Annotated in this window: 15 protein-coding genes; 11 read left to right on the top strand and 4 right to left on the bottom strand. The window is 65.7% G+C overall.

Annotated elements, in window-relative coordinates:
• The first annotated feature begins 17 nt into the window (after nt 1–17).
• The 4 genes from HF885_RS05335 to HF885_RS05350 are packed head-to-tail and all read left to right on the top strand — an operon-like array spanning nt 18 to nt 4491.
• Complete coding sequence (locus tag HF885_RS05335; RefSeq protein ID WP_170103895.1) at nt 18–932, top strand: carbohydrate ABC transporter permease; 915 nt, start codon at nt 18–20, stop codon at nt 930–932.
• Nucleotides 932–1795, top strand: coding sequence for a carbohydrate ABC transporter permease (locus HF885_RS05340; RefSeq protein WP_170103896.1), 864 nt, complete (start codon nt 932–934; stop codon nt 1793–1795). Before HF885_RS05335 ends, HF885_RS05340 begins: the two co-directional genes overlap by 1 nt.
• 6 nt (nt 1796–1801) lie before the next feature.
• Nucleotides 1802–3292 carry a 4-alpha-glucanotransferase gene (gene malQ, locus HF885_RS05345; protein ID WP_170103897.1) on the top strand — a complete coding sequence of 497 codons (1491 nt, stop codon included), beginning with the start codon at nt 1802–1804 and terminating at the stop codon, nt 3290–3292.
• Complete coding sequence (locus HF885_RS05350; protein ID WP_170103898.1) at nt 3292–4491, top strand: ABC transporter ATP-binding protein; 1200 nt, start codon at nt 3292–3294, stop codon at nt 4489–4491. Before malQ ends, HF885_RS05350 begins: the two co-directional genes overlap by 1 nt.
• 259 nt (nt 4492–4750) lie before the next feature.
• On the opposite strand, the gene HF885_RS05355 is transcribed toward HF885_RS05350, so the two are convergent.
• Together HF885_RS05355 and cysK are read right to left on the bottom strand one after the other, a co-directional pair.
• Nucleotides 4751–5230: a hypothetical protein gene (locus HF885_RS05355; protein ID WP_170103899.1), complete on the bottom strand. Its 480-nt coding sequence runs from the start codon at nt 5228–5230 to the stop codon at nt 4751–4753.
• Nucleotides 5231–5467: 237 nt separating this feature from the next.
• Complete coding sequence (gene cysK / locus HF885_RS05360) at nt 5468–6379, bottom strand: cysteine synthase A (RefSeq protein ID WP_170103900.1); 912 nt, start codon at nt 6377–6379, stop codon at nt 5468–5470.
• A gap of 419 nt (nt 6380–6798) precedes the next feature.
• On the opposite strand from cysK, the gene HF885_RS05365 reads away from it, so the two are divergent.
• Nucleotides 6799–7494, top strand: coding sequence for a LytR/AlgR family response regulator transcription factor (locus tag HF885_RS05365; protein ID WP_235927319.1), 696 nt, complete (start codon nt 6799–6801; stop codon nt 7492–7494).
• Between the two features lie 122 nt (nt 7495–7616).
• Here HF885_RS05365 and HF885_RS05370 read toward each other — a convergent pair whose 3' ends face one another.
• Nucleotides 7617–8462, bottom strand: a complete 846-nt coding sequence (locus HF885_RS05370) for a spermidine synthase (RefSeq protein ID WP_170103902.1) — start codon at nt 8460–8462, stop codon at nt 7617–7619.
• A 161-nt stretch (nt 8463–8623) separates the two neighbouring features.
• Between HF885_RS05370 and tatA the strand changes: the two genes are divergently transcribed.
• The 3 genes from tatA to lysS all read left to right on the top strand — a co-directional run bounded on the left by tatA (nt 8624) and on the right by lysS (nt 12447).
• Nucleotides 8624–8953 carry a twin-arginine translocase TatA/TatE family subunit gene (tatA, locus tag HF885_RS05375; protein ID WP_170103903.1) on the top strand — a complete coding sequence of 110 codons (330 nt, stop codon included), beginning with the start codon at nt 8624–8626 and terminating at the stop codon, nt 8951–8953.
• Nucleotides 8954–9028: 75 nt separating this feature from the next.
• Nucleotides 9029–9505 carry a transcription elongation factor GreA gene (gene greA / locus HF885_RS05380; RefSeq protein ID WP_170103904.1) on the top strand — a complete coding sequence of 159 codons (477 nt, stop codon included), beginning with the start codon at nt 9029–9031 and terminating at the stop codon, nt 9503–9505.
• A gap of 170 nt (nt 9506–9675) precedes the next feature.
• A complete protein-coding gene (lysS, locus tag HF885_RS05385; protein WP_170103905.1) occupies nt 9676–12447 on the top strand; it encodes a lysine--tRNA ligase in 2772 nt (923 codons plus the stop codon).
• 168 nt (nt 12448–12615) lie between these two features.
• On the opposite strand, the gene HF885_RS05390 is transcribed toward lysS, so the two are convergent.
• Complete coding sequence (locus HF885_RS05390) at nt 12616–13332, bottom strand: GntR family transcriptional regulator (RefSeq protein ID WP_170103906.1); 717 nt, start codon at nt 13330–13332, stop codon at nt 12616–12618.
• Between the two features lie 303 nt (nt 13333–13635).
• Between HF885_RS05390 and HF885_RS05395 the strand changes: the two genes are divergently transcribed.
• The 3 genes from HF885_RS05395 (at nt 13636) to ispD (ending at nt 18213) form a co-directional block, all read left to right on the top strand.
• Complete coding sequence (locus HF885_RS05395; protein ID WP_170103907.1) at nt 13636–16245, top strand: ATP-dependent Clp protease ATP-binding subunit; 2610 nt, start codon at nt 13636–13638, stop codon at nt 16243–16245.
• Between the two features lie 109 nt (nt 16246–16354).
• Nucleotides 16355–17428, top strand: a complete 1074-nt coding sequence (gene disA, locus HF885_RS05400) for a DNA integrity scanning diadenylate cyclase DisA (protein WP_170103908.1) — start codon at nt 16355–16357, stop codon at nt 17426–17428.
• A complete protein-coding gene (gene ispD, locus HF885_RS05405) occupies nt 17425–18213 on the top strand; it encodes a 2-C-methyl-D-erythritol 4-phosphate cytidylyltransferase (RefSeq protein WP_170103909.1) in 789 nt (262 codons plus the stop codon). Before disA ends, ispD begins: the two co-directional genes overlap by 4 nt.
• Nucleotides 18214–18215 lie beyond the last annotated feature (2 nt).

An 18215-nucleotide genomic window follows, 5' to 3' on the forward strand; every position in this document is an offset into this window, starting at 1 on the left:
TCTTTTTGGGAGCGTTTATGAGTAGTGCAAAAGCAAAGAAGATAACGGCGACGAGCTCGCGGGTGAGGTCCATCAGGCGCTGGGGCCTCCTCTTCCTCGGGCCCGTTACCGCCGCATTCACGATTGGTTTCATCTGGCCGTTCATTCAGGGCATCTACCTCTCGTTCTGCCAGTTCCGCCTCACGTCTGATGCCAAGTTCATCGGACTCGGCAACTACGCGGCGGCATTCGCGGACGAGAGCTTCAGGTACTCGTTCTGGTACACCGCGGCATTCGCGGTCGTGAGCCTCGTGCTCATCAACGTGCTGGCGTTCGCCGTCGCGTACGCCCTGACGCAGAACCTGAAGGGAAGCAACATCTTCCGTACCGTGTTCTTCGCGCCCAACCTGATCGGCGGCATCGTCCTGGGCTACATCTGGTCGATGATCTTCGACGGCATCCTGTCCAGGTACGGCACCTCCGTCATCCTCGAGACCAAGTATGGTTTCTGGGGCCTGGTCATCCTCATGTGCTGGCAGCAGGTCGGCTACATGATGATCATCTACATCGCCGGCCTTCAGGCCGTACCCGAGGACATGCTCGAGGCAGCCAAGATCGACGGTGCGTCCAAGTCTCAGACCCTGTTCAAGGTCACCATTCCCAACGTAATGCCCTCCATCACCATCTGCATGTTCCTCACTCTCACCAACAGCTTCAAGCTCTTCGACCAGAACCTTGCGCTGACCGGTGGCCTCCCCTTCAAGCAGCTCGCGAACGGCGAGACGGTCCACACGACCGAGATGCTCGCCCTGAACATCTACAACACGTTCTACGGAACCGCCTCGGTCGCACGTGGCACCGCACAGGCCAAGGCAGTCATCTTCTTCGTCCTCGTCGCGATCATGGGCCTCGCCCAGCTTGCGTACACGCGTAAAAGGGAGGTGCAGCAGTAATGGCTTCCAAGCAAGAGACCCTTACCTCCGAGCGTCGTCACAAGACAATCGCCTCAGTGGTTCTCTCCATCATCTGCATCATCTACGTCATGCCCATCGTCACGGTGGTCATCAACTCCTTCAAGAAGAACACCTTCGTGAAGACCGACACCTTCGCGCTCCCGAACGCGGAGACCGCTGCCGGCTGGGCGAACTTCATCAAGGGCATGACGTTCGGCAACTACCCCTTCATGGCGTCCGTTGCCAACTCCGTGATCATCACGGTGATCTCCACCTTCCTCATCCTGTTCTTCTGCTCGATGGCCGCCTGGTACATCGCGCGCGTGAACTCCAAGTTCTGCAAGGTCATCTACTACCTGTGCATCTTCAGCATGGTGGTCCCCTTCCAGATGGTCATGTTCACGCTGTCCAAGACGGCGGACGTCCTCAAGCTGAACACCCCGTTCACCATCCCCATCGTCTACCTCGGCTTCGGCGCCGGCCTCGCGATCTTCATGTTCGTCGGCTTCGTCAAGTCGATCCCCATCGAGATCGAGGAGGCGGCCTCCATCGACGGCTGCGGTCCCGTGCGCACGTTCTTCCGCGTGGTTCTTCCCATGCTGAAGCCTACGCTCATCTCGGTCGGCATCCTCGAGGTCATGTGGGTGTGGAACGACTACCTGCTTCCGTACCTTGTGCTTGACATCAACAAGTACCGCACCATCCCCATTCACATCCAGTACCTCAAGGGCAGCTACGGTACGGTCGACCTTGGCGCGACCATGGCGCTCATCCTCCTGAGCATCATCCCCGTCATCGTCTTCTACCTGGCGCTGCAGAAGTACATCATCAAGGGCGTCGCAGCAGGCGCCGTTAAGGGCTAAGGAATCATGGATCGTTCGTGCGGCACAATTCTTCCGATCTACGCGCTCCCGACGGCGCATGGGGTCGGCACCCTGGGCAGGGAGGCCCGCGAGTTCGTGGACTTCCTGTCCGAGTCCGGCCAGACCTGGTGGCAGATGCTGCCGGTCGGGCCGACCAGCTACGGCGACTCCCCGTACCAGAGCCCCTCTACCTTCGCGGGAAACCCGTACTTCATCGACCTGGACTACCTGGTCGAGGACGGGCTCCTCACGAGGGACGAGGTCGACGCCGTGGACTGGGGCGACGATCCCAGCAAGGTCGACTACGCCCTTCTCTTCCAGAGGCGCGAGCCGCTGCTTCGCCGCGCATTCGAGCGCGGGCGTAACGGCAACCGCCGGCTCTTCGAGGAGTTCGTGGTCGAGAACGAGTCCTGGCTGGCCGACTACGCCCTGTTCATGGCGGTCAAGCGTCGCTTCGACCTCAAGCCGTGGATCGAGTGGCCCGACGACGGCATCCGCCTTCGCGACGACGACGCCGTGGCCAGGTACACGTCCGAGCTTGCGGACGAGATCGAGTTCTACGAGTTCGAGCAGTTCCTCTTCTACACCCAGTGGGACCAGCTGAAGCGCTACGCGCACGCAAAGGGGGTCAAGGTCCTGGGCGACCTCCCCATCTACGTCGCGCTGGACTCCGCGGACGTGTGGGCGAACCCCACCATGTTCCAGCTGGACGAGAAGAACGTGCCCATCGAGGTCGCGGGCGTTCCGCCAGACTACTTCTCTGCGGACGGACAGCTGTGGGGCAATCCGCTCTACGACTACGACGCCATGGAGAAGGACGGCTTTGCCTGGTGGGTCAACCGCATCAAGGGCGCGGCGAACCTGTACGACTCCATCCGCATCGACCACTTCCGTGGCCTCGAGAGCTACTGGGCCGTGCCGTACGGCGATAAGACCGCGCGCAACGGCCGCTGGGTCAAGGGGCCGGGCATGAAGCTGGTCGGGACGCTGGAGAAGGCGTTCCCCAACGTGAGCTTCATCGCGGAGGACCTTGGCTACACCACGCCGGAGGTGCGTCAGCTGCTCGCGGACTCGGGCATGCCGGGCATGAAGGTGCTCGAGCTTGGCTTCGACTCGCGCGATGTGAGCGACTACCTGCCGCACGCATTCTCCCCGCACTGCGTCTGCTACACCGGAACGCACGACAACCAGACCGTCGAGGGCTGGAGGTCGGAGGCCGATGCGGCTGATGTCGAACTTGCCACCAAGTACCTGGGGCTCAACGAGGGGGAGGGCTTCTCGTGGGGCGTCATCAGGGGTGGCATGTCCAGCGTCGCGGAGCTATTCGTGGCGCAAATGCAAGACTATCTGGAGTTGGGTTCCGAGGCGCGGACCAACTTGCCCGGGACCCTTGGTGGGAACTGGCAGTGGAGGCTTTTGCCGGGGCAGATCACGCCCGGGCTCACTAAGCGCATCGCCGCGATGACCCATATGTATGGAAGGGACGTGAGACGCTAATGGCAGAGGTAAGCCTGAAGCACATCGAGAAGATCTACCCCAACATCGAGGGTGAGAAGAAGCACTTCTTCGGCAAGAAGAAGGACGCTCCCAAGAAGAAGAGCAACCTCAAGCAGGTCGACGGCGGCGTCCTCGCCGTCGAGGACTTCAACCTCGACATCGCCGACCGCGAGTTCATCGTGCTGGTCGGCCCGTCCGGCTGCGGCAAGTCCACCACGCTGCGCATGGTGGCGGGCCTCGAGGAGATTACCTCCGGTGAGCTGTACATCGACGGCAAGCTCATGAACGACGTGGCCCCCAAGGACCGCGACATCGCCATGGTCTTCCAGAGCTACGCCCTGTATCCGCACATGACGGTGCGCGAGAACATGGCGTTCCCCCTGAAGCTGCGCAACGTCCCGAAGGACCAGATCGACAAGAAGGTCGAGGAGGCCGCCTCCATCCTGGGCATCACCGAGTACCTCGACCGCAAGCCGAAGGCGCTTTCCGGCGGCCAGCGCCAGCGCGTCGCCATCGGCCGCGCCATCGTGCGTGAGCCAAAGGTCCTGCTCATGGACGAGCCGCTCTCCAACCTGGACGCAAAGCTCCGCAACCAGATGCGCGCAGAGATCATCAAGCTCCGCCAGCGCATTGACACCACGTTCATCTACGTCACGCACGACCAGACCGAGGCCATGACCCTCGGCGACCGCATCGTGATCATGAGGGACGGCGTCGTCCAGCAGGTCGGCACCCCGCAGGAGCTGTTCGACCACCCCGCGAACCTCTTCGTCGCAGGCTTCATCGGCGTCCCGCAGATGAACTTCTTCGACGCGAAGCTCACCAAGGACGGCGACATCTACAAGGTCAAGGTCGGCGACGCAACGTTCGTCCCCAGCGAGGCAAAGCAGAAGCGCCTCGCCGCCAAGGGCGTCACCCCGCAGGACGTCACGCTCGGCATCCGTCCGGAGCACGTCACCCTCACCGACGACGCGCCCGAGCTCGTGACCGGCACCGTCGACGTCTCCGAGATGATGGGCTCCTCCATCCACCTGCACCTCAACACGCTGGGCAAGGACGTCATCGTCATCGTCCAGACCCAGGACCTCAAGGAGGAGAAGCGCGGTGGCTTCAAGCTGGGCGAGAAGGTCTCCTTCACGTTCGGCGGCGACGTCATCCACCTCTTCGGCAAGGACGACGAGAAGAACCTCGAGTTCTAGTCCAGACGCCCTCGGGCGCCCGGCAAGGCGCTCCCCGCGGCCGACCGGCGCATGTCACACCGGCCGGCCGCGTTAGGGGCAGAGCGCGTCTTGCGGCGCAAGGCCGCAGGCATCGCGCACCATAAGGCAGCACCCTCCCCAAGCCCGCGTCGCAACCCCTTTCGGCGACGCGGGCTTCTTCGTGTCGCGGGGCGTCGTCCGCGTGCGACGGGTGACGGGTGCCGGCGCGCCCGTGGCGGTCTCGCCGGGCGCGGCGCCGCTATGCCTCGAACCCAAAGAACGACGTGACGTGCACGGTGGAGAAGCCCTTCTCGCATGCCGCGTCGAGCGTTTTCACGGTGTCCTCCACAAGCGCCACGCGGTCGCGGGGGAGCGCGAGGTCATCCGCGACGTCCTGGAGGAAGTCCATCTTCTGGGGCTTGCGCTCGACCAGGCGGATGTGGTCTGGGGCGATGCCGTAGTGCGCGAGCACGAAGTCGCGCTTGCCCGGCGCCTCGAAGTCCGCCGCGACGGAGCACGCGTACACACGCTCCGGCCCCTTCGCGCGCACGAAGCGCTGGATCTGCGGCACGGGGCGCGTGAAAGCGTACGGGTCGTGCGTGCGGACGTAGGTCTCCCAGTCTTCGTCGGGGCACGCGCTGTGGCAGTGCGTGCCGAACTCGTACACGGCCAGCACCCCGTCGATGTCGAACACGACGGCGGTCTGGGGGTCCAGCAGGAATTTGAAGAGCTCGCTCATGGGGTCTCCCTGGTCTTGTCGGGTCTGGGCGCGCGGCGCGGCGCGGGGGGCGCCCGGCGGCGTGCGGCATTCGCTCACACCTGCTATATACCACAGGCGGGTGACCCGGATGGGCCGCCCGCCTGGCGTTTCGTCTTGCATGTGCCTTGCGCGTGCCTTGCGGCTACGTTGCCGCCTATGACCACGCCGACGCCGTGGCCGATGGTGAGGCGACGGCCGCGGTGGCCGCGAGCTGCATTAGAGGTCCATCGAGAGGTAGCGCTCGCCGGTGTCGGGCAGAATCGCCACGATGGTCTTGCCGGCGTTCTGCGGGCGGTTGGCCAGCTCGACTGCGGCGGAGACGGCCGCGCCGGAGCTGATGCCCACGAGTAGGCCGAAGTCGCTCGCGAGGCGCTTCTTGGTCGCGATGGCGTCCGCGGAGGTCACGGGCACGACCTCGTCCACGACGGACGCATCGTACGTCTTGGGGACGAAGCCGGCGCCGATGCCCTGGATCTTGTGGCCGCCGGCGGGCTTGCCCTCCAGCACCGCGGACTCCGCGGGCTCGACGGCGATGCCCTGGACGGAGGGCTTCTGCTCCTTCAGGTACTTGGCGGTGCCGCTGATGGTTCCGCCGGTGCCGACGCCCGCGACGATGAAGTCGACGGTGCCCTCGGTGTCACGCCAGACCTCGGGGCCAGTGGTCTTGTAGTGGGCGCGCGGGTTGGCGGGGTTCACGAACTGGCCGGCGACGATGGCGCCGGGGGTCTGCTTGCGCAGCTCCTCCGCACGGGCGACGGCGCCCTTCATGCCCTCGGAGCCAGGGGTGAGCACGATCTGCGCGCCGTAGGACGCGGCGAGCTTGCGACGCTCGACGGACATGGTCTCGGGCATGACGAGGATCATCTTGTAGCCGCGCTCGGCCGCGAGCATGGCAAGGCCGACGCCGGTGTTTCCGCTCGTGGGCTCGATGACGGTGCCGCCCGGCTGGAGCGTGCCGTCGGCCTCGGCCGCGTCGAGCATGGCCCTGGCGATGCGGTCCTTGACGGAGCCGCCGGGGTTGGTGGCCTCGTACTTGCCCAGGATGGTGGCCTTGCCGTCCACCAGGGCCGAGAGGTCCACGAGTGGGGTGGAGCCGATGAGTGCCTCAGTGCTTCCTGCGTACTTCATTTCTTCCTCCTATGAGACTGGGTGCGAGGTAAACAGCGCCTTGTGCGTGGTAACTCGCATGGCAGTATCGTGGCACCTAAATCCCTAGCAATCAAGTAGGAAAATATATTCGTAACAAAATCCTACCTGTGCGGTGGGAGAAGGCGGCCCCGGTCGGTTATTGGGTAAGAATGTGGTCACAAAAAGGGTCTGACTTTACAATTCTGCAGACTGGTACCTATTAGCGGGCTTTTGGTACCAGTCAGACTTCTGGCCACCATGGCGTGGGAATAAATTAGGTGCACGGTTGGTGTCGACGCTGGCGGTGCATGATGAAAAAAGATATCGAACGGCGCTGTGTCGAACTGACTCAGACGGCAATCACGCGCTTCTGGCAGCGCGATCCAGAGTACGTGCTCAGTCTCTGCAGTGACGACGTCATGTGGATCTCTCCGGAGAAGGACCGCTACATGCGCGGCCTGGACGAGGTCTCGGCCGACTTCCGTAAGTCCGCGCACGACATAAAGAGCTCCCACGTCTCGCACGCGCAGTTCTCCGTGGTGCAGAACTGCGGTGACGCCTGTTCCGTCGTGGGCCGCTACGTGGTGACGATGGACGAGGAGACGGGCCTGATACGGCAGTCGCACGAGCGCTGCCAGTTCAACTGGGAGCGCAAGGGCGGCGAGCTCAGGGTCGTGAGTATGTTCGTGAGCTGGCCGCGCGGGCAGATGGTGCCGGAAGAGACGTGCCGCGTCGACTCGATAAGCAAGGTGACGCGCCGCTACCTCGAGGCACGCATCGCCGCGCAGAGCGACAAGCGCCGCCTGGTGTTCCCGGACGTGAACGGACCCATACGCTTCGTGTCCCTCAACGAGGTGCTGTGGGTGGGCGCAAAGCGCAAGCACACCATCATCCACACGGTCTCGGGCGACTACGAGGCGAGCATCGGCCTTTCCGAGGTGGAGCGCTCGCTTGGCCAGGGCTTTGTGCGCGTGCACCGCAGCTTCATAGTGAACCCCAGCTACGTGGCGCTAATCGAGCGTCGCGAGATCGTGATGTCAGACGACACGCGCGTTCCGGTTCCCGAGAAGCGCCATGCCGAGGTGGCGGCGCGGCTCATGCGGACCACGAACTAGTGCCCGTCGCGGCCGCGCGGGTCGCAACCCCCAACGCCCGCGCGGCCGCAGGCTTGCACTGCGGGACTTATTGGATACTTGTCCGGCGGATGCGGATTTGCCTGAACGGGTTTCCCAACAACTCACTTCACCACGTAGCGCGCCTGGATCTTCAGGCGCGCGTTGCTTGCGACGAGGACGTTGTCGCCCGTCAGGCGCGGGCTCTCCGGCGCCTCGGGAATCAGGTACACGTGCTCGAACGTGGCCTTGCACGCGTCGAGCGAATCCGCGAGCACGTCGGTCCCCTTGCCCTCGAGCGGAGATATCACGTTCGCCAGGTACACGCCGCCCTCTGCCAGGTGGTCGCGCACCTGTCGCGCGCCGTCCTCGGTCTTGAGGGGGCCAAGCGGCCTCTTGCCGCCAAACGCGTCGTTCACGATGAGGTCGAAGCGCTCGCCGGAGCGGGTGAGGTAGCCCCAGCCGTCGTCGCACACCAGGTCGAGCCTGCCGTCCTCCCGCGTGCGGAACTCGCGCTCGAGGTCGTCCAGAAAGAAGAAGCGCCGCGCGATATCCGTTATGGCGGGGTCGATCTCCACGACCGTGGTCGAAAGGTGCGGGCACGAGCTCACCAGCCACTTGGGAAACGAGTAGCCGCCGCCCCCTATGACGAGGGCACGCCCTTCTCGCCCGTCCTTGAGGCCGGCGATGTCGACTATCTGCGCAAAGTAGCGGTGGTACACGCACACGAGGCGGTACCTCAGGCTGTCTTGCACGTAGCTGACGGACTGGAACTTGCCGCCCACGTTGAGCAGACGGATGGGGACGCCGTCGTCGTCCTGCGAGTCGAACACGATCGCCGGGCCGAACTTGGTACGAAGCTTGATGTAAACGCCACGGCGCCTGAGCACAAGCAGGCACACGAGGCATACGAGGTCGACGGCGACGGCGATCGCGATGAGTGCGACGATGGGCGTGGGGAGCTTTGGCATGCGTTTACCTTTGGTGTTCTGGCGCGGCGGCGGGGTGCGGGGCGCACGTAAAACGGGCACGTAGAGATTGTGAGTTTTGCCCGGCTTTGGTTATACTAACCATTGCATCTTTGTCGAACCTAAGACGCCACCATCAATACAGAACCTTTGGGAGGACTCGTATGATTTTGGGAATGGGACCTTTTGAGCTGATTGTCATCGTCTTGGTAGTGCTGGTCATCTTTGGGCCCAAGAACCTCCCGAAGCTTGGCAAGTCGCTTGGCCAGACCGTGAAGAACGTGCGCGAGGGCATGGAGGAGGGCTCCGACGACAAGAAGGACGAGAAGTCCGAGGAGGCCGCCAAGGACGCCGAGGCCGAGGACGTGGTCGAGGAGTCCGCAGACTCCGACGCAGGCGCCGCCGAGGACGTCGTCTTCTGCTCGCACTGCGGCCACAAGAACGAGGCCGGCGCGGAGTTCTGCTCCAAGTGCGGCAGCCCCCTGTCCAAGTAACGAGCGTCCCGCCAGCGCAAGCGCACCGCCGGCACGGGCAAGCGTCCCGGCCAACACCACGAAGGAAAGCAGAACATGGCAAACAAGGAAATCATCCTTACCCCCGAAGGCCGCCAGAAGCTCGTCGAGGAGCTTGAGTACCGCGAGGGCGAGAAGCACGACGAGATCGTCGAGCGCATCAAGGAGGCCCGCGGCTTTGGCGACCTCTCCGAGAACGCGGAGTACGACGCCGCGAAGGAGGAGCAGTCCCAGAACGAGTCCCGCGTGAACGAGATTCGCCACATCCTGGCGACGGCCAAGGTCGTGGAGTCCGGCGCGGACGCTCACCTGTCCGTCTCCATCGGCACCACCGTGGAGCTCGAGGACGCCAAGGGCAAGCGCATGAGCCTCACCATCGTGGGTACCACCGAGACCGACTCCATCAACCACAAGATCTCGAACGAGTCCCCGGCGGGCATGGCGCTCATCGGCCACGTCGTGGGCGACCAGGTTTCCTTCAACACCCCCACCGGCAAGGTCCGCGAGTACAAGATCGTCAACATCACGCGATAGGCCAGGCCACGCGGAAGCCCGCATAGCACGAAGCGTCGCGCCCCACTGCGCAGGTGAACCTGTGTGGCTGGGGCGTTCTTGGTAACGGCGCCCGCGGGCATCGTGCCCGGCACGCAACGCAAGCCAGCAACGGCGGCCACAGGCCGACATATTCCAGAACAGGAGAGAACATGGCTCAGGCGAGCAATGCCCCCGAGGTAGACATCAACGACGTGCGCGCGGTCCGCCGCGCGAAGCGCCAGGCGCTCATCGACGCCGGCGTGAACCCGTACCCCATCGCGAGCAAGGTCACGGCCCACGCAAAGGACCTGGAGGAGAAGTACGCGGGCCTCGAGGCCGGCGCCGACACCCAGGACGAGTACTCCCTCGCCGGTCGCGTCCGCGCGATCCGCGGCCAGGGCAAGCTCATGTTCGTGGTGCTGGAGGACGTGTCTGGCAAGATCCAGCTGTTCTGCCGCGTGAACGACATGGACGAGAAGAGCTGGGAGCTGCTGCGCCAGCTCGACATGGGCGATATCGTCCAGGCGGAGGGCCCCGTCGTGCGCACCCGCCGCGGAGAGCTCTCGCTCGCGCCCAGGAGCATAGTCCTTCTCTCCAAGTCCATGCGCCCGCTGTCCGAGAAGTTCCACGGGCTGACGGACCGCGAGATCCGCTACCGCCAGCGCTACCTCGACCTGATCATGAACCCCGAGGTGCGGGACGTCTTCCGCAAGCGCAGCCGCATCGTGAGCCTCATTCGCAGCTACATGGAGGCCGACGGCTACATCGAGGTCGAGACGCCCATCATGCACTCCATCCTGGGCGGCGCGAACGCGAAGCCGTTCGTCACGCACTTCAACGCGCTCGACCGCGACTTCTACCTGCGCATCGCGACGGAGCTGCCGCTGAAGCGCCTGATCGTGGGCGGCATGGAGCGCGTGTTCGAGATCGGCCGCCAGTTCCGCAACGAGGGCATGGACCTCACCCACAACCCGGAGTTCACCTCGATGGAGGCGTACTGCGCCTACAGCGACCTGGACGGCATGAAGCGCCTGACCGAGGGCCTGTTCCAGTACATCGCGCGCGAGGCGTGCGGCTGCGAGCCCGGCCACGAGGTCATCATGTTCCAGGGGCAAGAGATCGACATGAGCGGCACGTGGGACTCGCGCCCGCTGAGCGAGATCGCCTCCGAGGTCGTGGGCGAGCACGTGGACATGGACACCCCGGTGGAGCACCTGCGCGAGCTGTGCCGCGCCAACGGCATCGAGCTGCAGGACAACTGGGGCCCGGGCAAGCTGCTGTTCGAGCTGTACGACGAGTTGGGCGAGGAGACCCTGGTGCGCCCGACCTTCGTGTGCGACTACCCGGAGGAGGTGAGCCCCCTGTCCAAGCGCAAGGACGACGACCCGCGCCTGACGGACCGCTTCGAGCTCGTGATCGCCGGCCACGAGTACGCCAACGCGTTCAGCGAGCTCAACGACCCCGTTGACCAGGCCGGCCGCTTTGCGGAGCAGGTTGCGGCCAAGGGCTTTGGCGACGACGAGGCCATGGGCTACGACTACGACTACGTGCGCGCGCTGGAGTACGGTATGCCGCCCGCGGGTGGCATCGGCTACGGCATCGACCGCATGATGATGCTGTTCTGCGACCAGCCGTCCATCCGCGACGTGCTGCTGTTCCCGCAGATGAAGCCGGAGACCGTCACGCGCCAGGACATCGCGGAGCAGGTTGGCGGCGCGCGCACGGACAACGCCGCCGCGGACGTGGACTCGCTTTTCTCGGATGCCGAGAAGGGCGCGACCGCCGAGGTGGAGGCCCAGCGCCAGGCCGAGGACGCCGAGCCGGCGGCCGACGCCGAGCCGGCAACCGATGCCGCGGGCGAGAAGGACGAGGCCTCGGGCTCGCAGGACGGCGCCGGGGCGTCCGACGCGGTGCGCGCGGCCATCGACGCCACGGCGCAGGAGGGTGAGGCGCTCGACGCCGGGATCACCCGCGAGAAGGCGCACGAGCTGCTGACCACGTACAACAAGGACCCGTTCCACGTGAGCCACGGCGAGACGCTCGAGGGCCTCATGCGCCACTTCGCGCAGAAGTACGACCCGGCGAACGTAGACTTCTGGGGCCTGGTGGGCCTGCTGCACGACCTTGACTGGGAGAGGTGGCAGGACGACCAGCTCCACACCACGAAGACCGCGGAGCTTCTGGCCGAGGCCGGCGCGAACCCGTACCTGGCGCACGCCATCATGACGCACAACTCCGACATGAACCACGACCTGCCGGAGCCGCGGCTTAAGATGGAGAAGGTGCTGTTTGAGTGCGACGAGGTCTCCGGCCTGATCCAGGCGGCGGCCAAGATGCGCCCGTCCGGATCGGTTATGGACATGCCGCTGAAGTCGCTCAAGAAGAAGTTCAAGGACAAGCGCTTCGCGGCCGGCTGCGACCGCGACGTGATGCGCCTGGGCGCGCAGTACAACGGGCTCGAGGTGGCGGACGCGCTGAACGAGGTGCTCGAGGCCATGAAGGCCATCGCGCCCGTGGGCGACATCTACGCACGGGACGACGAGGACGAGGCGGAGCAGTCCGCCGAGCCCGCGAAGAAGGGCCTCACGATCGAGCCGGTGGCCGATGGCGTGACGTTCGACGTGTTCAGCCAGTCCGACATGCGCGTGGTCCACGTGAAGGAGTGCGTCGCCGTCCCGAAGAGCAAGAAGCTGCTGCAGTTCACGCTGGACGACGGCTCTGGCCAGGACCGCACGATTCTCTCGGGCATCCACGAGTACTACGAGCCGGAGGACCTGGTGGGGAAGAACGTGGTCGCCATCGTGAACATCCCGCCGCGCAAGATGATGGGCGTGGAGTCCTGCGGCATGCTGCTCTCCGCCATCCACGAGGTCGACGGTCAGGAGCGCCTGAACCTGCTGATGGTGGACGACGCCATCCCCGCGGGCTCGAAGCTGTACTAGGCCGGGCGGCGCACCGGGCGCCGGCACAGGGCCGGGCGCGCGCAAGACACATGCAAGGGGGCCGTCGACGGTGCTGTCCGTCGGCGGCCCCCTCTGCGTGGGCGGCTCTTCTCGGCCAGCCGCGTGCCGGCGCGCGTCCCGCGGCCGTACCCGCGGCCGCAACCACGGCTAGTGGGTGGACACGGAGTGGAACTCGTAGCCGCGTGCGTGGCGTGCTATGGAGTACTCGAACGGCACGCCGTCGTCCAGGTAGCCCACCTGCTCCACCTCCAGAAGCGGCGTCGTGGGCGTCACGTCCAGCCAGCCCACCTCGCTCTTGCTGGGAAGCACCGCCCGCAGGGTGCGGTGCGCGCTGCCGATCTTCAGGCCAAGGTCACCCTCGATGTAGCCGTAGATCGTGGTCTCCACGTTGCGCTCGCGCAGGTCCGGTATCAGCTTGATGGGCATGAACGTGTACTCGATCACCTGAGGAACGTCGTCGATGAGGCGGGTTCGGCACACGTAGTACGCAAACTCGTCCGAATCCATGCCCAAAAGCCCCGCGACCTCTGCCTTCGGCCTTACGACGGAGAACTCGTGCACGTCGGACGTCACCTTCTCGCCCGGGTGCTCGGCGCAGAAGCCCGTCATCTGGCTGGACATGTCCCACCCGGAGGGCGACTGGGCCTCTGGCTGCGGCACGCGCTTCACGTACGTGCCCGAGCCGCGCCGCCTTGCGATGAGCCCCTGCTGCACCAGCTCGTCCATCGCCTTCTTGATGGTGATCTTGCTCACGTCGTACAGGTCGCACAGCTCCGGCGTGGTGGGAAGCTGGTCGTTCGGGCCGTACACGCCCGAGGCGATCTTCTTGCGGATGTCATCGGCCACCGACTCGTACTTAAGCATGCGCGTCTTCTTTCCGTCGTCTGTCTCATGCCATTATCCCCATAATTCGTCCCATTGTCTTTATTGAACACGAACAAAAAATATTCCTTTATCGCGCAAAGTATCTGCTGAGAAGCACCGCGGGCGCCGGGACGAGAAGGACGGCCCCCTCGGTCGGGGTTTTGAGGACGTGGTCCCAAAAAAGCCCGCCGTGCGTTATAGCCGCCGCGCAACGGGGTACAGACGTACAAGCAAACCAACATCCGTGGGCCCGCATGCGCGTGGGGTCGCGGAAGCACAAGGATTGGAGGCGTCAGACCCCGCATGTTCGAGAAGTTCACAGACAAGGCCCGCAAGGTCATGAGCCTCGCGCAGGAGGAGGCCCGCAGCCTCGGCAAGATGTACGTGGGTACGGAGCACCTGCTGCTCGCGCTCATCCGCGAGGGCGACGGCATCGCCGCGCAGGCGCTCGCGAAGCTCGACGTCACGTATGACGAGACCGTGGCCACCATCAAGGAGATCTCGTCCGAGGAGACCGAGCCCGTCCCCGGCGGCCACATCCCGTTCACGCCGCGCGCCAAGCGCGTGCTGGAGGACGCGTACCGCGAGACCGTGACCCGCGGCCAGACCTACATCGCCACCGAGCACCTGCTCCTGGGCATCGTCGCGGAGGGCGACGGCCGCGCCATGACCGCGCTCTCTCGCATGGGCGTGTCCGGCGACGCCGTGCGCAACGCCGTGAACGAGCTGATGGAGAGCGAGGGCGAGAAGGGCGAGCCCGCCTCCGCCGCGACCGAGGTCGGCTTCGGCCCGCAGTTCATGGGCGCGGGCGCGCCGCAGGGCGGCTCGTCCGCCGACGACGGCTCCATGCTGGAGCAGTTCGGGCGCAACCTCACGAAGCTGGCGGCGGACGGCAAGCTCGACCCCGTCATCGGCCGCGACCGCGAGGTCGAGCGCGTGATGCAGGTGCTTGCCCGCCGCCAGAAGAACAACCCGCTCATCCTGGGCGACCCGGGCGTCGGCAAGACGGCCATCGTCGAGGGCCTCGCGCAGCTCATCTCTGCCGGCAACGTGCCGGACATCCTGCGCGGCAAGCAGATCTGGACCCTGGACGTCGCCTCGCTCGTCGCCGGCTCCAAGTACCGCGGCGAGTTCGAGGAGCGCATGAAGAAGGTCATCGCGGAGGTGATGAAGAGCAAGGACGACATCCTCTTCATCGACGAGATTCACACCATCATCGGCGCGGGCTCCGCGGAGGGCTCCATCGACGCGGCCTCCATCCTGAAGCCGCCGCTGTCCCGCGGCGAGATCCAGGTCATCGGCGCCACGACGGTGGACGAGTACCGCAAGCACATCGAGAAGGACTCCGCGCTCGAGCGCCGCTTCCAGCCCGTCAACATCGGCGAGCCCACGCCGGAGGACACCATCAAGATCCTCCACGGCCTGCAGGACCGCTACGAGAAGCACCACCACGTCAAGTACACGGACGCGGCCATCGAGGCGGCGGTCAGCCTCTCGAACCGCTACGTGCAGGACAGGTTCCTTCCGGACAAGGCCATCGACATCATCGACGAGGCCGGCGCCCGCACGCGCGTCCACAAGACGACGCTGCCGCCGGAGCTCGCGCAGGTGGACGAGGAGCTCGCCCGCATCAAGGAGCAGAAGTCGAAGGCCGCGACGGCCCAGGAGTTCGAGGAGGCCGCGCGCCTGCGCGACAAGGAGCGCGAGCTCACGTCCAAGCGCGACGAGCTCGAGAAGTCCTGGCACGAGCGCCAGAGCAAGAACGTCGTCGTGGTGGACGAGAAGGACATAGCAGACGTGGTCTCGGACATCACCGGGGTCCCGGTGTCCAACCTGACCGAGGCGGAGGCCTCGAAGCTCCTGCGCTGCGAGGACGCCCTGCACCAGCGCGTCATCGGCCAGGATGAGGCCGTGAGCAAGGTCGCGCGCGCCATCCGCCGCAGCCGCTCGCCGCTCAAGGACCCGCGTCGCCCCGGCGGCTCGTTCATCTTCCTCGGGCCGTCCGGCGTCGGCAAGTCGGAGCTCGCGAAGTCGCTCGCGGAGTTCCTGTTTGGCAGCGACGACGCCCTCATCAGCTTCGACATGTCCGAGTTCATGGAGAAGCACGAGGTGTCCAAGCTCGTGGGCGCGCCTCCCGGATACGTTGGCTACGACGAGGGCGGCGAGCTCACGAAGGCCGTGCGCAGGCGCCCGTACTCCGTCGTGCTGTTCGACGAGATCGAGAAGGCCCACCCGGACGTCTTCAACGTCCTTCTCCAGATCCTGGACGAGGGTCGCCTGACCGACGGCCAGGGCCGCACCGTCGACTTCAGCAACACCGTCATCATCATGACATCCAACATAGGCGCGCGCGAGATAGCGCAGACGGCGCCCATGGGCTTCAGCGCCGAGGGCAACGGCGGGCTTTCCGACCGCGAGATCAAGAGTCGCGTGGAGGGCGAGCTCAAGCACCTGTTCCGCCCGGAGTTCCTGAACCGCGTGGACGAGATCGTGGTGTTCAAGTCGCTCACGGGCGATCAGCTGCGCCAGATCGTGGAGCTCATGATCCGCGACCTGCGCAACCGCCTCATCGCGAACGGCATGTCCATCGAGCTGACGGACGCGGCGCGCGACTACATCGCGAAGCGCGGCACGGACCCCGTCTATGGCGCGCGTCCGCTGCGCCGCGCCATCCAGACGCTCATCGAGGACCCGCTGTCCGAGCAGATGCTCATGGGCACCTGGAAGGCGGGCGACGTGATCGCGGTGGACGCCGGCGAGGACGGCCTCACGTTCTCGAAGGGCGAGGGAGAGATCCCGGCCGTGACCGAGAGGGTCCACATGGACCTTCCCCGCGCGCGCGAGCACTGGAGCGCGCCGGCCGGCGGCCACGCGACGCCCGGGGCCTCCGGGGGGCTTGCCTCCGCGGAGTAGCCGCGACAAAGGGGCGGGGTTCTTCTCGCCCCGCGCAAGCAATATACTGTTGGTGACGACGTTGGCCGGCCCGCGACGCGCGGGCCGGCTGTGATATGGGGGTGAGCCGATGGACCAGAACGAGGTGGACAGGGCCCAGGACAGCAGGGAGCGACTGCGCTCGGCCATTCGCCAGACCGCGCCGGGAACGTCGCTCAGGCACGCGCTTGACATGATCATCGCGGGCCACATGGGGGCGCTCATCTGCATAGGCGACACGGACGCCGTGCTGGCCGCCGGGGACGACGGCTTCAAGCTTGACATATCGTTCACCGCGAACCGCCTGTTCGAGCTCAGCAAGATGGACGGCGCCATCGTGATCGACAAGGGGCTCACCCAGATCCTGCGCGCAAACTACCACCTGAACCCGGACCCGTCGCTCCCCACAAGCGAGACGGGGATGCGCCATCGCACCGCCGCGCGCATGAGCCTGCTCACGAAGGCCATCGTGATATCCGTGTCAGAGCGCCGGCAGGTCGTGAACGTCTTCGTGGACGGCAAGGGCCACCAGCTGCGCACCGTGACGCAGATTATGGCGTCCGTGAACCAGCTGCTGGTGTCGCTGCAGAGCACGCGCACGCAGCTCGACCGCAGCCTGCTGCGCCTGACCACGCTCGAGCTGGACAACTACGTCACGCTTTCGGACATAACTGAGACGATCTACCTGTTCGAGGTGCTGGCCACCGTGGCGGAGCAGCTGGACCGCCTGATCCTGGAGCTGGGAAGCGAGGGCAAGACCATCGAGATGCAGCGCGACGAGTTCGTGGGCGACGCGAGCGAGAACTACACGCTGCTGGTGCGCGACTACGCGGCGGACTCCTCGCGCGAGAACGCGGCCCGCATCCGCAGGCAGCTGCACGAGACGGACAACGCCCGCCTGCGCCAGCCAAAGGTGGTCGCGTCCATCCTGGGCTACGAGGGCAAGAGCGAGGACTCCATCCTGACGCCGCTGGGCCTGCGCACGCTGTCGAACATCTCCGTGGTGCGAAAGGGCATGGCCGATAAGATCGTGGACGAGTACGGATCGCTCCAGAACCTGCTCGACGACATCGAGAAGAACCCGTCGCGCCTGGACAGCGTGGGCGTGGACAACCCCAGCATCCTGGCGGACAGCCTGTACCGCATGTGGGGCAAGCGCGCATGAGCGCCCCAAGGCCGTGCGCATGCGCCCTGGCCGAGAAGGACGCGCCCACGCGATCCGGGCAGGACACGTGCGCGATAGTGGTTGCCGGCGGCGTGGGCCAGCGCTTTGGCGACCCGCGAGGCAAGCAGTACGTGGAGCTGTGCGGGCTGCCCATAGCGTGCTGGGCGGTTCTCGCGCTGGACAGGGCGCCCTCCGTGGGGCACGTCGTGGTGGTGTGCGCGCCGGAGCGCGAGGACGAGATGCGCCGCGACGTGCTGGGCAGGCTCCGCCTGCGCTGCCCGGTGACCATAGCCCACTCCGGCGCGACGAGGCAGGAGTCCGTGTACTCGGGGCTGTGCGCCGTGCCCGGGCGCTCGGGCTTCTCGATGGTGGCCATCCACGACGCCGCGCGCCCGCTCGTGCGCACGCAGGACGTGGAGCGCTGCATCGCGCGCGTCCGCGGGGACGATGCGGTGGCGGGCGCCATCTGCGCCGTGCCCAGCACGGACACGCTGAAGCTGGTGGAGGGCGACTCCGTCGTGGCGACGCCGGACCGCAGCTTCTATTGGTGCGCGCAGACGCCGCAGGTGTTCAGGACGAAGGCCATCGTGTCCGCCCACCGCGCAGCCATATGGGACGAGTTCGTGGGGACGGACGACGCGTCGCTGGTGGAGCGCCACGGCGGGCGCGTGGCGTGCGTGAAGTCCAGCCGCGACAACATAAAGGTGACGCTTCCCGAGGACCTGGCCATTGCGCAGACGCTGCTCGAGCGGCGCCTGATCCAGGAGGGCTGCGGCCTTGAGTGAGG

Origin of the sequence: Parafannyhessea umbonata, from assembly GCF_012844235.1 — a bacterium.
Lineage (GTDB): Bacteria > Actinomycetota > Coriobacteriia > Coriobacteriales > Atopobiaceae > Parafannyhessea.

Coding starts and splice junctions, on each gene's coding strand:
- HF885_RS05335 (WP_170103895.1), top strand. CDS start 18: ATGAGTAGTGCAAAAGCAAAGAAGATAACGGCGACGAGCTCGCGGGTG.
- HF885_RS05340 (WP_170103896.1), top strand. CDS start 932: ATGGCTTCCAAGCAAGAGACCCTTACCTCCGAGCGTCGTCACAAGACA.
- malQ (WP_170103897.1), top strand. CDS start 1,802: ATGGATCGTTCGTGCGGCACAATTCTTCCGATCTACGCGCTCCCGACG.
- HF885_RS05350 (WP_170103898.1), top strand. CDS start 3,292: ATGGCAGAGGTAAGCCTGAAGCACATCGAGAAGATCTACCCCAACATC.
- HF885_RS05355 (WP_170103899.1), bottom strand. CDS start 5,230: ATGAGCGAGCTCTTCAAATTCCTGCTGGACCCCCAGACCGCCGTCGTG.
- cysK (WP_170103900.1), bottom strand. CDS start 6,379: ATGAAGTACGCAGGAAGCACTGAGGCACTCATCGGCTCCACCCCACTC.
- HF885_RS05365 (WP_235927319.1), top strand. CDS start 6,799: ATGTGGATCTCTCCGGAGAAGGACCGCTACATGCGCGGCCTGGACGAG.
- HF885_RS05370 (WP_170103902.1), bottom strand. CDS start 8,462: ATGCCAAAGCTCCCCACGCCCATCGTCGCACTCATCGCGATCGCCGTC.
- tatA (WP_170103903.1), top strand. CDS start 8,624: ATGATTTTGGGAATGGGACCTTTTGAGCTGATTGTCATCGTCTTGGTA.
- greA (WP_170103904.1), top strand. CDS start 9,029: ATGGCAAACAAGGAAATCATCCTTACCCCCGAAGGCCGCCAGAAGCTC.
- lysS (WP_170103905.1), top strand. CDS start 9,676: ATGGCTCAGGCGAGCAATGCCCCCGAGGTAGACATCAACGACGTGCGC.
- HF885_RS05390 (WP_170103906.1), bottom strand. CDS start 13,332: ATGCTTAAGTACGAGTCGGTGGCCGATGACATCCGCAAGAAGATCGCC.
- HF885_RS05395 (WP_170103907.1), top strand. CDS start 13,636: ATGTTCGAGAAGTTCACAGACAAGGCCCGCAAGGTCATGAGCCTCGCG.
- disA (WP_170103908.1), top strand. CDS start 16,355: ATGGACCAGAACGAGGTGGACAGGGCCCAGGACAGCAGGGAGCGACTG.
- ispD (WP_170103909.1), top strand. CDS start 17,425: ATGAGCGCCCCAAGGCCGTGCGCATGCGCCCTGGCCGAGAAGGACGCG.